At 66.8% G+C, this 14,296-nt stretch carries 13 protein-coding genes; 8 read left to right on the top strand and 5 right to left on the bottom strand.

All coding sequences use genetic code 11. From position 1 onward, the window contains the following. Positions 1-93: 93 nt before the first annotated feature. The gene (locus H1343_RS12520) at positions 94-516 is read right to left on the bottom strand and encodes a DUF6163 family protein (protein ID WP_185983216.1); all 423 of its coding nucleotides are present in this window, start codon (positions 514-516) and stop codon (positions 94-96) included. A gap of 185 nt (positions 517-701) precedes the next feature. Here H1343_RS12520 and hemB point away from each other — a divergent pair, with 185 nt between their 5' ends. From hemB to H1343_RS12535, 3 genes are all read left to right on the top strand, one after another. Further along, positions 702-1,727, top strand: a complete 1,026-nt coding sequence (gene hemB / locus H1343_RS12525) for a porphobilinogen synthase (protein ID WP_246333035.1) — start codon at positions 702-704, stop codon at positions 1,725-1,727. Positions 1,728-1,798: 71 nt separating this feature from the next. Then, positions 1,799-2,260, top strand: coding sequence for an RDD family protein (locus H1343_RS12530; RefSeq protein WP_185983218.1), 462 nt, complete (start codon positions 1,799-1,801; stop codon positions 2,258-2,260). Positions 2,261-2,385: 125 nt separating this feature from the next. Further along, positions 2,386-3,147: an arginyltransferase gene (locus H1343_RS12535; RefSeq protein ID WP_185983219.1), complete on the top strand. Its 762-nt coding sequence runs from the start codon at positions 2,386-2,388 to the stop codon at positions 3,145-3,147. A gap of 17 nt (positions 3,148-3,164) precedes the next feature. Here H1343_RS12535 and H1343_RS12540 read toward each other — a convergent pair whose 3' ends face one another. Together H1343_RS12540 and H1343_RS12545 are read right to left on the bottom strand one after the other, a co-directional pair. Continuing rightward, positions 3,165-3,665: a MarR family winged helix-turn-helix transcriptional regulator gene (locus tag H1343_RS12540; protein WP_185983220.1), complete on the bottom strand. Its 501-nt coding sequence runs from the start codon at positions 3,663-3,665 to the stop codon at positions 3,165-3,167. Then, complete coding sequence (locus H1343_RS12545; RefSeq protein WP_185983221.1) at positions 3,662-3,853, bottom strand: hypothetical protein; 192 nt, start codon at positions 3,851-3,853, stop codon at positions 3,662-3,664. Before H1343_RS12545 ends, H1343_RS12540 begins: the two co-directional genes overlap by 4 nt. Here H1343_RS12545 and H1343_RS12550 point away from each other — a divergent pair. From H1343_RS12550 to H1343_RS12565, 3 genes are all read left to right on the top strand, one after another. Next, positions 3,852-6,026 carry a TonB-dependent receptor domain-containing protein gene (locus H1343_RS12550; protein WP_185983222.1) on the top strand — a complete coding sequence of 725 codons (2,175 nt, stop codon included), beginning with the start codon at positions 3,852-3,854 and terminating at the stop codon, positions 6,024-6,026. The genes H1343_RS12545 and H1343_RS12550 overlap by 2 nt on opposite strands. Positions 6,027-6,094: 68 nt before the next feature. Beyond that, positions 6,095-7,015, top strand: a complete 921-nt coding sequence (locus tag H1343_RS12555) for a siderophore ABC transporter substrate-binding protein (protein ID WP_210270036.1) — start codon at positions 6,095-6,097, stop codon at positions 7,013-7,015. A gap of 606 nt (positions 7,016-7,621) precedes the next feature. Beyond that, positions 7,622-8,032 carry a hypothetical protein gene (locus H1343_RS12565; RefSeq protein ID WP_185983223.1) on the top strand — a complete coding sequence of 137 codons (411 nt, stop codon included), beginning with the start codon at positions 7,622-7,624 and terminating at the stop codon, positions 8,030-8,032. Positions 8,033-8,125: 93 nt separating this feature from the next. Here the strand turns inward: H1343_RS12565 and parC are convergent, their stop codons facing one another. Next, complete coding sequence (parC, locus tag H1343_RS12570) at positions 8,126-10,375, bottom strand: DNA topoisomerase IV subunit A (protein WP_185983224.1); 2,250 nt, start codon at positions 10,373-10,375, stop codon at positions 8,126-8,128. Between the two features lie 167 nt (positions 10,376-10,542). Here parC and H1343_RS12575 point away from each other — a divergent pair, with 167 nt between their 5' ends. Both H1343_RS12575 and H1343_RS12580 read left to right on the top strand, forming a co-directional pair. Next, positions 10,543-11,745 (top strand): hypothetical protein, encoded by a 1,203-nt coding sequence (locus H1343_RS12575; protein WP_185983225.1) that lies wholly within the window; start codon positions 10,543-10,545, stop codon positions 11,743-11,745. 24 nt (positions 11,746-11,769) lie between these two features. Then, the gene (locus H1343_RS12580; RefSeq protein ID WP_185983226.1) at positions 11,770-12,363 is read left to right on the top strand and encodes a 2'-5' RNA ligase family protein; all 594 of its coding nucleotides are present in this window, start codon (positions 11,770-11,772) and stop codon (positions 12,361-12,363) included. Positions 12,364-12,421: 58 nt separating this feature from the next. Here H1343_RS12580 and aspS read toward each other — a convergent pair whose 3' ends face one another. Beyond that, the gene (gene aspS / locus H1343_RS12585; protein WP_185983227.1) at positions 12,422-14,212 is read right to left on the bottom strand and encodes an aspartate--tRNA ligase; all 1,791 of its coding nucleotides are present in this window, start codon (positions 14,210-14,212) and stop codon (positions 12,422-12,424) included. Positions 14,213-14,296: the final 84 nt, after the last annotated feature.

Genomic DNA, 14,296 nt, shown 5'->3' on the forward strand with positions numbered 1-14,296 from the left:
TAAAATTCGACTTAAAACCCAGCCTTAATGGGCCGTTACTCGAAGCAGATCAAAGTCTTGCCTAACGCGAAGTGTATCGCCGCTTAAGTTTCTCTACACCTTCACGGCGCGGCGCCCGCCGAGCCAGGCGTTGAGGCGCAGGCCGGCGAAGACGAGAAGGCCGAGACCGTGGGCGATGGCGATGACGCCGTTCATCTGCGCCTCCGCGCCGAAGCCGCAGGCGATTCCGGCCTCGACCAAGGCCACGATCACCCAGACGACGACGCCCCAGGACACCGCCATCCACAGGCCGACGCCGGCGACAGGACACAGGACCGCGAGCGCGGCCGCCGCCGTCTTCCACTGGGTTGGCATCAGGTCGAAGCGCCAGAGCGAACCGCCATAGATGCCGACGAGCCGGACCCAGTAGAAAAGGCCGAGGCCGAACAGTGCCAGCGCCGCCACGCGATAGAGCCAGAGCGTCAGCCTGCCGTTCAGCGTCCTATCGGGTCCTGTTCCGTCGATCTCGATCGTCATGGTCTCACGCTGGCTGGCGGAAGGTGCCGCCACCTCGGGTGCGGGACGCTATATCATCGATCCCGCGATGCGACTCGATTTTCAATCAATCTTGAAGGACCTGGTCACTCCGAGACGGGCTTTCCGTCCGCCGCGCCGATGCTGTAGACGCAAGGCCGATGAAAGACGACAGCGGGACAGGGCTCATGAACGACGGCGGCATCGGCGACATCACGCGCAAGGTGACGGCGGCGACGGGCGGGCGGCGCATGCGCCGGCTGCGCCAGAACGACTGGTCGCGAAGGCTCGTGCGCGAGACGCAGCTTCGCACCGACGATCTCATCTGGCCGATCTTCGTGCGCGAGGGAGCGGGCGCTGCCGAGCCCGTCTCATCCATGCCGGGTGTCGACCGCCTGTCGGTCGAGGGCTGCGTGGAAGCGGCACGCCGCGCGGAAGACCTCGGCATCCCGGTCGTCGCGCTGTTCCCCTATACGCAGGCCGCTGACCGCGACGAGCGCGGCTCCGCGGCGCTCGATCCGAACAACCTCGTCTGCTCCGCAACGCGCGCCATCAAGGCCGCCGTGCCGGGCGTCGGCGTCCTGTGCGACGTCGCGCTCGACCCCTACACCAGCCACGGCCATGACGGCATCGTGCGCGACGGACGCATCGTCAACGACGAGACGGTCGAGATTTTGTGCCGGCAGGCGCTGGTGCAGGCCGAGGCCGGCTGCGACATCATCGGACCGTCCGACATGATGGACGGTCGCGTCGCCTGCATCCGCGATGCGCTGGACGGGGCGGGCCTCACCGACACGATGATCATGGCCTATGCGGCCAAATACGCCTCGGCCTTCTACGGCCCCTTCCGGGACGCGGTCGGCTCGTCGGGCGCGCTGAAGGGCGACAAGCGCACCTACCAGATGGATTTCGGCAATTCCGACGAGGCGCTGCGCGAGGCGCGCCAGGACATCGCCGAGGGCGCGGACATGATCATGGTCAAGCCCGGCCTGCCCTATCTCGACATCCTGTCGCGGCTCGCACGTGAACTCGACCTGCCGACCTTCGCCTACCAGACATCCGGCGAGTACTCGATGATCATGGCGGCGGCCGAACGCGGCTTCATCGACGCGGAGGCGGCGATGATGGAGACGCTCGGCGCCTACAAGCGGGCGGGCGCGAGCGGCGTCCTCAGCTATTTCGCGCCGCGCGCGGCCGAGCGCCTGCGCAGTTGACGGCGTTGCGAGCGGGGCGTGGCATCACCATCTGAAGCCACATGACTCAAGAGTTCCGACCGGAGACGACGATGACGATGCCCGCAGGCAACACCGCCTATGCCCTCGACGAGAGCCGCGCGCTGGCGGGAACGCGCTCGCGGCGCATCGTGGCCTTCCTGTTCGACTATCTGGCGATCCTCGTTCTCTCGATCCCGGCCGCGATCGTCATCGCGCTTCTCGGCATCGTGACGCTCGGGCTCGGCTGGGGCCTCTACGCCTTCCTCCTGCCGGCGATCGCGATCCTGTATGTCGGCTTCACGCTCGGCGGCGACCGCCAGGCGACGCCCGGCATGCGCGCCTGCGGCATCCGCTTCGTGCGCCTCGACGGCCAGCCGATCGACCCGGTCTACGCCGTGCTCCACGCCGTCCTGTTCTGGGCCTCCGTCACGGTGCTGACGCCGCTTGTGCTGCTCGTCGCGCTGTTCACCGAGCGCAAGCAGACGCTGCACGACTATCTTCTCGGCACGGTGGCGGTGCGCCGGCGCGGCTGAGCGTCGCGCGTCGAGATTCAGGCGCTCGCAAAGCGAGGAGGTACCTTCCCCCAACCCGCGCTTTGCGCCAGATTGCTGGAGGCCCCGCCAGCTTTCGGATGCGGGGCGAAATGGTGCGGGCGCGCATGACCGTTCATTCCCAGACCCCGCAGTTCTTCCTGACCTCGCCATCGGTGTGCCCGTATCTGCCGGGCCAGTTCGAACGGAAGGTCTTCACGCACCTGGCCGGCAACCGCGGGCCCGAGCTTCTCGATCTCCTGACGCAAGGCGGCTTCCGCCGCTCGCAGAACATCGCCTATCGCCCGGCCTGCGAACGCTGCAGGGCCTGCGTCTCCGTGCGCATCCTCGTCGACGAGTTCCGCCCCACGCGCTCCATGCGCCGCGTTCTCGCCAGCAACTCGGACCTCGTAGGGCGCATGTCGGGTGCGGCGGCCTCCACCGAGCAGTACGCGCTCTTTCGCCGCTATCTCGAGACGCGCCACACGGGCGGCGGCATGTCGGAGATGAGCGTCCTCGACTATTCGATGATGGTGGAGGACAGCCCGGTCGACACGCGCACGATCCAGTACCGGCGGCGCGGCCCGGACTCGGCCTTCTCCGAGCGTTCTGACGGCGCACTGACCGCCGTCGCCCTGTCGGACGTGATGGCCGACGGCATGTCGATGGTCTACTCGTTCTTCGAGCCGGACGAGGCCCATCGCAGCCTCGGGACCTACATGATCCTCGACCATATCGAGCGCACGCGTACACTCGGCCTGCCGTATCTCTACCTCGGCTACTGGGTCGAGGGTTCGCGCAAGATGGACTACAAGATCCGCTTCCAGCCGCAGGAGCATCTGCGCCCGGCCGGATGGGAGCGTTACGAAGGCGAGAGCGCGGTGTCTTGAGACCCTTGCGAATGCTCTCAGGAGGCCCGCGGCCTGCCTGCGAAGCCTCGCATCACGCCGCGCATGCGCCGCAGCTTTTCCTTCAGTTCCTGCACCTCGGACACCGTCAGGCCGGAGAGCATCGTGCGCGCAAGGTCGGCGCGCCGCACCAGCATCTGCGCGAAGAGTTCCGTGCCACGGTCTGAAAGCGTCAGGAGCACAGAGCGTCTGTCCTCGGTCGAGCGCGTTCTCAGGATCAGCCCCGCCTCCTCGAGTTCGAGAGTGAGGCGCGTCACCTGTCCCCTGTCGCGCCTGGTCCGCTCGCATATTCCCGCCGGCGTGACGCCGGGGCGGCGGCCGATGATCTTGAGGACGTCGCGCTGCGGCATGGAGAGCGCCGCGGCCGGACTGTTGGGCAGGCTGCGCAGATTGGCCTTGAACGTCCGTCCGACCTCGGACAAGAGATCGACGATCTCTTCGGCCTCTTCGAGACTGAGCACCCCCGCCTGCTCTTCCTCGGTCCGGTCGATTACCTTCAACCCGTTTCCCCCTTGATGCCGAAAACCGGGCGCACCCTAACGATGGCAGCGCAGGGCGGCCACGTTTTTTTGACTGATTCCAATGTTTTGTCGCCACCACCATTTTTGTTGACTCGGTCAATCACCTTTCCGTAGTTCATCCTTTGCCGCCGGGGGGCGGCCTGAACTCCAGAGGGGATTTCGACCATGCGCGCGGACCGCGTCCTTCATCCAACGATCGCGAGTGCGCTTCTTGGCGTCTCCCTTATGGCCCTGTCGAGCGGCGCCGCCGTTGCTCAGACGGTGCAGACGGCGCCCGGCCAGACAGAGGCTCCGATCGAGGAGACCGACGACGGCATCGCTGCCGACGGCCTCGCCATCACGCTCGACACGGTCGTCGTCACCGCCGCAGGCTTCGAGCAGTCCGTTGCCGACGCGCCGGCCTCGGTTTCCGTCGTCACCCGCGAGGACCTCGACCGCGGCCAGTTCCGCGACCTGACCGACGCGTTGCGCAACGTCCAGGGCGTGTCTGTCACGGGCGTCGCCAACGAGCGCGACATCTCGATCCGCGGCTTGCCCGGACAGTACACGCTCATCCTCGTGGATGGCGTGCGGCAGGGAACGCGCGATTCGCGCGTCAACGGTTCGGCGGGCTTCGAGCAGAGCTTCATCCCGCCTCTGAATGCGATCGAGCGCATCGAGGTGCTGCGCGGCCCGGCTTCCACGCTCTACGGTTCGGACGCGGTCGGCGGCGTCATCAACATCATCACCCGCGCCGTCGCGTCAGAGCCCAGCGGCTCGGTGACGATCGAGGGCACGGCACAGGGCAGCGGGCGCCACGGCAATTCCGGCCAGGTCCAGCTCTATGCCTCGACGCCGCTGATGGAGGACATCCTCGGCCTGCAGGTCTGGAGCCGCGGCTACAAGCGCGGCGAGGACCGGCTGATCGCCGGCGACACGGAGCGCGAGGAAGGCGACCTCACTGCACGCCTGACCTACGCACCCAATCTCGACCACCGCTTCTTCCTCGAAGGCGGAATGACACGTCTCGAGCAGACGGCCACGGCCGGACGCACGCAGGCCGAAGGAACGCTCGGGCGCATCCAGGACAACGACCGCGACCATCTGCGCGCGAACTATGACGGCGTCTTCGGCTGGGGCGACGTGACGGCATCGCTCCAGCGCGAATGGGGCGAGCGTACCTATCGCAACGAGGACCGGATCAGCGGGGCCTTCATCGAGAACCCGCGTTCACCTGAGATCGTCAACACGGTGGGCGACCTGAAGACGGTCGTTCCCTTCGATGCTTTCGGCGGCCACCGCCTGTCGCTGGGCACGCAATACATCAAAAACGAACTGACCGACCAGAATCCGGGTCGGCGCACCGGAGAGGATGAGGAGTTCTCGCTCTACCAGTACGCCTTCTTCCTCGAGGACGAGTGGCAGGTGACGGACACGTTCGCCCTCACGGGCGGCGTGCGCATGGATTACCATGAGGTCTACGAGGAGAACTTCGCGCCGCGTCTCTACGGCGTGTGGCGCCCCTTCGACATGTGGACATTCAAGGGCGGCGTCTCGACAGGCTTCCGCGCGCCGGACATTCGTTCGATCACGCCGGACTATGCCTACACGACGGGCGGCGGCGGCTGCTTCTACGGTCCGGCAGAGCAGCTGGGCGGACGCAACCCGTGCGGGGTCATCGTCTCGAACGAGGATCTCGATCCCGAGACCTCGACCAATTTCGAGGCGGCCGTCCTCTTCGACGATCTCGCGGGCCTAACCGCCGGCGCGACATTCTTCTACACGGACTTCAAGGACAAGATCGCCAACGATCGCGTCTACAACGCGGATGGCTCCTTCGCGCGCTGGGACCTCGACCCGAACTACACGCTGTTCCGCGTCTTCAACATCGAATCGGCGATCATCCAGGGCGTCGAGCTGACGCTCGGCTTCCAGGCGACGGACACGATCTCGGTGCTCGGAAGCTACACCTACACGGACTCCGAGCAGCAAGGCGGCGAGTATGACGGGCTGGCGCTGACCCGCACGCCCGAGCATACCGCCAATGTGCGCGTCGACTGGCTGACCCCGATCGAAGGCCTCACGGCCTTCGCGGCAGGCTTCTACGAGGGCGAGCAGATCAATGCCGGGCTTCGCATTGGCTCGAACGGCGACCCGGTGCGCAACAAGGACGGCGACGTCGTGGCGCGCCGCTACGACGGCTACTTCACCGCCGACATCGGCGCCTCCTACCAGATCAACGAGAATTTCACGCTGAACGGCACGATCTACAACCTCTTCGACGAGGAGGTTCTGCCCGACGACTACAACACCGTCGTGGAAGGACGCCGCTTCTGGGCGAGCCTGAACGCGAGCTTCTGACGACGTCGCCCCCCGCCGGCGCATCGCCGGCGGGGGCTCATTCCAAGACGCTTTCCGGGAGACCGATCATGCTGAAGAGCCGCATGCGCGCCGCCTTTCTCGCAACCGCCCTGGCCGGTGCGGCCCTCGCTTTGCCCGCCATGGCGCAGACCACGGTCGAGCACGCGCAGGGAGAACTGGTTCTCGACACGACGCCGCAGACCGTGATCGTCACCGACTGGGCCGCTTTCGACAATCTCCAGGCGCTCGGCGTTCCGGTCGCGGGCGTGCCGGCCTCCGCGACGCCGCCCTACCTCGCGTCCTTTCTTCCAGAGGACATGCCGCGCGTCGGCTCGCTGCAGGAGCCGGACGTGGAGGGCATCGCGGCCGCTGCGCCCGATCTCGTGATCGTCGCCGCGCGCTCACGGCGCTCCTATCCGACGCTTGCGTCCGTCGCGCCGACGCTCGACATGTCGGTCGACAACACCGACATCGTCGCCGGTGTGAAGGCCAACCTCGCCAGATACGGCGAGATCTTCGCCGTGGAGGACAAGGCGGCCGAACTCTCCGCCGCTCTGGACGCGCGTATCGAGGAGGCGCGCGCGGCCGCTGAGGGCAAGGGCACGGGGCTCGTCGTCGTCACCAATGGCGGGCGCCTCGGCATCTACGGCCCGCGCTCGCGCGTCGCCTGGCTCTACGACGCGCTGGACATCCCGCCGGTGGTGGAGAATGTCGACGACCGGCGCGACGGCGGCGACGCGGCCTCCTTCGAATACGTCCTGGAGCGCAACCCGGACTGGCTGTTCGTGGTGGACCGCGATGCCGGCGTCGGCAACGAGGGCTCGGCCGAAGCGACGCTCGACAACGAGCTGATCCACGAGACGAGTTTCTGGCAGAAGGGCCAGATAATCTATCTCGATCCGGCCGCCGCCTACGTCACCATGCACGGCTACACCGGCCTGATGCGCCTGCTCGATCAGGTCATCGAAGGCTACGAGAACGCATCTTGAGCCAGAATCGCCGCCATCGTCCTGATGATGGCGAGCCCCACCATCATCAGGACGATGGCGAGGAAGGTCTTCACCAACCGAGCGGGTCGAGCCACATGACCGGCGTCACGACCGCCGCCGAGAGCATGTAGAAGACCGACAGGGCAATACCCGCGTAAAAGCCGGCGCGGCAGGTGCGCCGGAGGCGCCGGGAGGCGCCGGGAGGCGCCGAGAACGACGGCGGCGGGCAGCGCGCGCGACGAAAGCCGCATCACGCGACCGATGCGCCATCAGTCGATCCTCGACCCAGCGGACTTCCTCAGTTGGGAGGCTTTGCAGGCGGCGGAAAGCCGGCAGGTACGGCGGTTGACGATGGTCCCATCAAGCCGCGTGGGTGCGCTCTGCGCGGCTGACGTCTCCGATTTCGCTAGCCGTTCTCCCACGTAACTTTCATGTAATTCGCCGCTCCCATAACCTGATCGAACGTCCTGTCGACGAGCTCGATCGGCGCAGCGAAGATGCGCATGGGAAAGCGGCGGAGCGTTCGCCTCTTATACGCTGTCCGAGATGGACGTTACCCGGAGTGCGAGCCGTTGATCCTTCTCCTCGTCTGGAGCGCGATGCGCTTTGCTGATCGGCGAGGCCCGGTGGGCTGGCGGCGCGTTCCTGCGCATCGCGAAAACGCGTGCTCCGCAGACACGTGATCTCGTCTTTCTTCAACTGACGATTAAAGAGACTTCCACGATGACGATCCTCAATATCCGCATCGCGCGCGCCGGCGCTGTTCTTTTCATCGCCGCCGCGCTCGCCGGCTGCATGTCGGCCGAGGAACAGCGGCTGGTCAATCTGAACGAGGACCAGCGCCAGTGTGCCGGGATGGGCGCGCAATACGGCTCGCCGGCGCACACGCAGTGCATGCTCCAGCAGCAGCAGCGGCGCGACCAGCAGCAGCAGTCGGCACTCGAGCAGGCCTATCTCAGCTCCGAGATCGCCCGCAACAGCCAGCAGATGCTGCGCGAAAGGCGCAAGGACGACTGATCGAGCCGAAACGCATCGGCGGAGGCCGTGATGGCGGAACCGAGAGAAACAGCCGGGCATGTGCGCCCGGCATCGCCCGGCGCGGAATCCCGTTCAGCCGGAGAACTTGCCGCTTTTTGGGAAGCCTTTCGGCACGAGACGGCCGGCCTGGGCTCGATCCCCGCGCCACTCGAGGAGATCCTCGAAGGAGCGCTGGAAGACCCGACCGGCCGGATCGGTCCAGGCAAGGCCTTCCTCGCGCGGGAAGATGCGGATGTCGAGGATGCCGCCGTCCTTGTAGCGCTGCAGGCGCACGCCCTTGCCGCGCGTCATCTCCGGGACCTGCATCATCGGGAGGACGAGCATCTTGCGGTTCTCGCCGACGACGGCGGCGTGATCGCCGGCAACGCGCACGGCGAGCGCGAGGCGCGCGGGCGGCGCGACGTTCAGCACCTGCTTGCCTTTGCGCATGCCGGACAGAAGCTCGCCCTCGCCGACCACGAAGCCGTTGCCGTCCGAGGAGACGACGAGACGCTTGGCCGTCGGGTCGACGACGAAGCCGGCGACGATGTCCTGATCGTCCTCCAGCTCGATGGCGAGGCGCAGCGGATCCCCCTGCCCGCGCCCGCCGGGCAGCTTGTCGGCGCCCAGCGTGAATGCGCGTCCGTTGGTGGAGAGGAGCACCAGCTTGTCGGTGGTCAGCGCCGGGAAGGCGAATTTCAGCGCGTCGCCGTCGCGGAAGGACAGCGCCGAGTAATCGGTCAGATGGCCGCGAAGGGCGCGCAGAAACCCCTTCTGCGACAGGACGACGGTGATCGGCTCCTTCTCGATGAGGGCGCCCGCGATGTCGCCGAGATCATGGCTCGGCGCATCGGCGAAGGTGGTGCGGCGGCGGCCGAGCTTCGTCTTCTTGGAGAAGGCCTCGCGGACCTCGCGGATCTCGCCCGCCACGGCCTGCCACTGGAGCGTATCGGAGCCGAGAAGCGCCTCCTTCTGCGCCCTTTCGTCGGTGAGCGCGGCGTGCTCGCGCTTCAGCTCCATCTCCTCCAGCTTGCGCAACGAACGCAGGCGCAGGTTCAGGACGGCTTCGGCCTGCACGTCGGTGAGCTCGAAGGCGGCCATCAGCTCGACCTTCGGCTCGTCCTCCTCACGGATGATCCGGATCACCTCGTCGAGGTTGAGGAAGGCGACGATGTAGCCGGCCAGAACCTCCAGCCGCCGCTCGATGGCCGCGAGCCGGAAGGCGGTGCGCCGCTGCAGCACCTCGCGGCGGTGGCCGAGCCATTCGACCAGCACCTCCTTGAGCGACATGACCTTCGGCACCTTGCCGCCGGACAGGACGTTCATGTTCAGCGAGACACGGCTTTCCAGCTCCGTCAGGCGGAACAGGGATTCCATCAGCAGCGCCGGGTCCACCGTGCGCGCCTTCGGCTCGAACACGATGCGGACGTCCTCGGCCGATTCGTCCCGGACATCGGCCAGGAGCGGCAGCTTGCGCGCGTTCAGAAGCTCGGCGATCTTCTCGATCAGCTTCGACTTCTGCACCTGATACGGGATTTCGGTGACGACGCAGACATAGCCGCCGCGCCCGGCCTCCTCACGCTCCCATCGCGCGCGAACGCGGAACGAGCCGCGCCCCGTCGAGTAGGCCTCGCGGATGGACGCGCGCGTATCGATGATGATGCCGCCGGTGGGAAGGTCCGGCCCTTCGACGAGCCGCATCAGCGCGTCGATGTCGGCATCCGGCTTCTCGATGAGCTTCAGCGCCGCGTCGCAGATCTCGGCCGCGTTGTGCGGCGGGATCGAGGTCGCCATGCCGACGGCGATGCCCGAGGCGCCGTTGGCCAGAAGGTTGGGGAAGGCGCCCGGCAGGACGACGGGCTCCTCGTCCTCCTCGTTGTAGGTCGGCTTGAAGTCGACGGCGTTCTCGTCGATGCCGCGCAGAAGCAGCGTCGCGACCTCGGTCATGCGCGCCTCGGTGTAGCGCATGGCGGCCGCGGCATCGCCGTCGACATTGCCGAAATTGCCCTGCCCGTCCACCAGCGGGTAGCGGATGGCGAAATCCTGCGCGAGGCGCACCAGCGCGTCGTAGATCGATGCATCGCCGTGCGGATGGAACTTGCCCATCACGTCACCGACGATACGCGCGCATTTCTTGTAGCCCTGTCCGGGATCGAGGCGCAGCACGCGCATGGCATGGACTATGCGGCGATGAACGGGTTTCAACCCGTCCCGCACGTCCGGCAGCGCACGGCCCATGATCGTGGACAAGGCATAGGCGAGGTAGCGCTCTTCAAGCGCCGCCTTCAGGTCGATCGGTTCGATCTCGCCGCCACCGACCGGGGGTTCCACCGTCTTGCCCATGCCTTGGCGCTAGCGCATGACGGCGCCCGGAACAAGAGCGGAACAAAGCTGCCCCACAGCTTTCGCACCGACCGCTCAACTTGCCGCCCGCAAGCAAGGCCCTACCTGCGCCGCCAGGGAGCCGCTTGCGGCCCAACGACCTCACAGAAAATATGAAAGAGGACCGCATGCAGTTCACCCTACGCAACAGCCTCCTGGCGACCGCCGCCGCCCTTTGCCTGACCGGCGCCGCCGGCGCGCAGGAGATCGACGGCGACGCTTTCGCGACCCGCCTCCAGAGCCTGATGGCGGAGAGCGGCACGCCTTTCACCTACGATTCGGTGAACGTGGAGGGCCAGAACATCGTCATGGAGGGCGTGTCCATCGGCGAGGGCGACAACGTCATCCCCATCGGCACCTCGCGCTTCGAGAACGTTTCGGGCTCCAATGCCGAAGGCTGGACCGTCGAGCGTAACACGGTCGACGACTTCTCGATCGAGGCCGAGGGCACGACGACGTCGGTCGGCGGGCTCGTCGCCGAGAACGTGACGATCGCGCCCGAGGGTGCCGCTGCGCCCGAGGCCGGCGCCGCCGTGCAGACGCCGAACGGCGCGATACCGGTCTGGTTCGAGCGCCTCGTGATGGGCTCGCTCGCCATCGAGAGCGACGGTCACCAGGCCTTCGTCCTCAACGACATGAACGTCTCGAACGAGGTCGATGGCAGCGCCTTCGCCTTCGATCTCGAGGTCGCGTCCTTCACCGCCACGCCTGCTCCCGCCCCCGAGGGGCAGGCGCCCTCGCCGGCCACGCAGATGGGCTACGAGGAGATCACCGGCGATCTGTCGGCCGAAGGCCTGTGGAACACGGAGACGGGCGAACTCGCGCTGACGCCGCTGCAGGTCAACCTGGAGGACGTCGCCAACCTCACCTTCGCCTACAACGTCACCGGCTACACGCCGTCCTTTATCGAGCAGCTTTCGGCGATCCAGCAGCAGATGGCGGCCAACCCAGATGCGCAGGGCGCCAGCGGAATGGCCATGCTCGGCCTGATGTCGCAGCTGAACCTCGTCTCGGCCGAGCTGCGCGTGGAGGACCAGTCCATCACCAACCGCTTGCTCGACCGTCAGGCCGAGGAGAACGGGCAGACCCGCGAGCAAGTGATCGACCAGCTTCTCGGCATGCTGCCGGTCGCCCTCGGTTACCTGAACAACCCGCAGTTCCAGGAAGAGGTGACGGAGGCGGTCAGCAACTACCTGCGCGATCCGCAGTCGATCACCGCACAGATCGCTCCGTCCCAGCCGGTGCCGGTGACGCAGATCATCGGCGCGGCGACGGGCGCCCCGCAGACGCTGCCGGCGATCCTCTCGATGACGGTGACCTCGAACGACTGACGACCGCGAGGCGGCGCCTTTCTCATGGACGAGGCGCCGCCCCTCATCGTGACCGTCGCGCTCGATGCTGCTGCGTTCGATCGCCTCCAAGCGCTGCGCCGGCGGCATTTCCCGCCGGCGCGCAATCTCATCCCCGCGCATCTGACGCTGTTCCACAAGCTGCCCGGCGAGAGCGCAGCCGAGGTGGTAAGAACGCTCGGCGCGCTGGTCCGCCGGACGACACCCTTCGCCTTCGATCCGCAGCGCATGGGCCTGCGCTTTCTCGGCCGTGGCGTCGCGATCGAAATGCCCTCGCGCGAACTCGACGCGCTGCGCCGGACGTTGGCGGACGGCTGGCAGGACTGGCTCACGCCGCAGGATCGGCACGGTTTTCGCCCGCACGTGACGATCCAGAACAAGGTGGATGCCAGTGAGTCGCGCGCGCTGTTCGACGCGCTCACCGCGTCCTTCACGCCGTTCGACGCCAGCGCGACCGGCTTACTGCTCTGGCGTTATCTCGGCGGACCGTGGGAGGCGGCAGGGCATTTTCCGTTCACCGCTGAGACGAAGAATCAAGACGCTGAAGCCCCGCGCGAAGCGGCTGCGGATCAGATTCCGTTACGTCATCCAACATCCTGATCGCGAATCGAAAAGGGCCCGCGTGAGCGAGCCCTTTCACAGCGTCTTCCGGGTTCCGTCAGGCCTTGGGAGCCGGCGGGATCGCGCGAAGGCCGAGCTCGCGCATCTGCGCCGGGGTCGCTTCGGCCGGCGCGCCCATCAGGAGGTCGTGCGCCTGCTGGTTCATCGGGAACAGCGCAATCTCCCGCAGGTTCTTGGCCCCGCACAGGAGCATGACGATGCGGTCGACGCCCGCCGCCATGCCGCCATGCGGCGGCGCGCCGTACTGGAAAGCACGGTAGAGGCCTCCGAAGCGCTCCTCGACGTCGGCGCGCGAGTAGCCGGCGATCTCGAAGGCCTTGACCATCGTCTCGGGAAGCTGGTTGCGGATGCCGCCCGACGCGATCTCGAAGCCGTTGCAGACGATGTCGTACTGGAACGCCTTGATCTTGAGCGGTTCCTCGCTCTCCAGCGCCGCCATGCCTCCCTGCGGCATGGAGAACGGGTTGTGGGCGAAGTCGACCTTCTTGTTGTCCTCGTCCCATTCGTAGAACGGGAAGTCGACGATCCAGGCGAGCTCGAAGCGGTCACGGTCGACCAGATTGAGTTCCTCGCCGACGCGGGTGCGCGCAAGCCCGGCGAACGGGTAGAACTTGTCCGGCTTGCCAGCCACGAAGAAGCAGGCGTCGCCCGCCTCGAGGCCGAGTTGCCCGGCGATCGCCGCCGTGCGCTCCTCGCCGATGTTCTTGGCGAGAGGACCGGCGCCGCCGACCTCGCCGTTCTCCTCGCGCCAGAAGATGTAGCCGAGGCCCGGCTGCCCTTCCCCTTGCGCCCAGGAGTTCATCCGGTCACAGAACGCGCGGCTGCCACCCGTCTTGCCCGGGATCGCCCAGACCTCGACCGCCGGATCGTTCGCGATCATGTTTGCGAAGACCTTGAAGCCCGATCCCGCGAAATGCTCCGTCACGGCCTGCATCTCGATCGGGTTGCGCAGATCCGGCTTGTCGGAACCGTAGGTTCGGATGGCGTCGGCGTAGGGAATGCGCCGGAAGGCCTGCGAGACGGGCTTGCCCTCGGCGAACTCCTCGAAGATGCCGCGGATCACCGGTTCCATCGTCTGGAACACGTCCTCCTGCTCGACGAAGCTCATCTCGAGGTCGAGCTGGTAGAATTCACCGTAGAAGCGGTCGGCGCGCGGGTCCTCGTCGCGGAAGCAGGGCGCGATCTGGAAGTAGCGGTCGAAGCCCGACATCATCAGGAGCTGCTTGTACTGCTGCGGGGCCTGCGGCAGCGCGTAGAACATGCCCTGGTGAAGACGCGAGGGCACGAGGAAGTCGCGCGCGCCCTCCGGCGAGGAGGCCGTCAGGATCGGCGTCTGGAATTCGTTGAAGCCGATCTCGTTCATGCGCCGGCGCATGGCCGCCACCACCTGGCTGCGGCGCATGATGTTCCGGTGCAGCGTCTCGCGGCGCAGGTCGAGGAAGCGGTACTTGAGGCGCACGTCCTCGGGATACTCAGGCTCGCCGAAGACCGGCAGCGGCAGTTCCTTGGCCGGTCCCAGCACCTCGATCTCGCTCGCGTAGAGTTCGATCTCGCCGGTCGGCATCTTGGCGTTAACTGTCTCGGGCGCACGCTGCTTCACCTGCCCGTCGACGCGGATCACCCACTCGCCGCGCACCGTCTCGGCCACCTTGAAGGCCGGCGAGTCGGGATCGACGACGATCTGCGTCAGGCCGTAATGGTCGCGCAGGTCGATGAAGAGCAGGCCGCCGTGGTCGCGCACGCGGTGCACCCAGCCCGAGAGGCGCACGTTCGAGCCGACGTCTTCGCTGCGAAGATCCGCGCAGGTGTGGCTGCGATAACGGTGCATGGTCAAATCGTCTTCCCGGGTCTCTTGATGGGCGCGCGAAAGGGCCGCCGGCGGGCCCCTTCGGATCGCGCGGGACAAGCGCAT

Source organism: Aureimonas mangrovi (assembly GCF_014058705.1).
Lineage (GTDB): Bacteria > Pseudomonadota > Alphaproteobacteria > Rhizobiales > Rhizobiaceae > Aureimonas > Aureimonas mangrovi.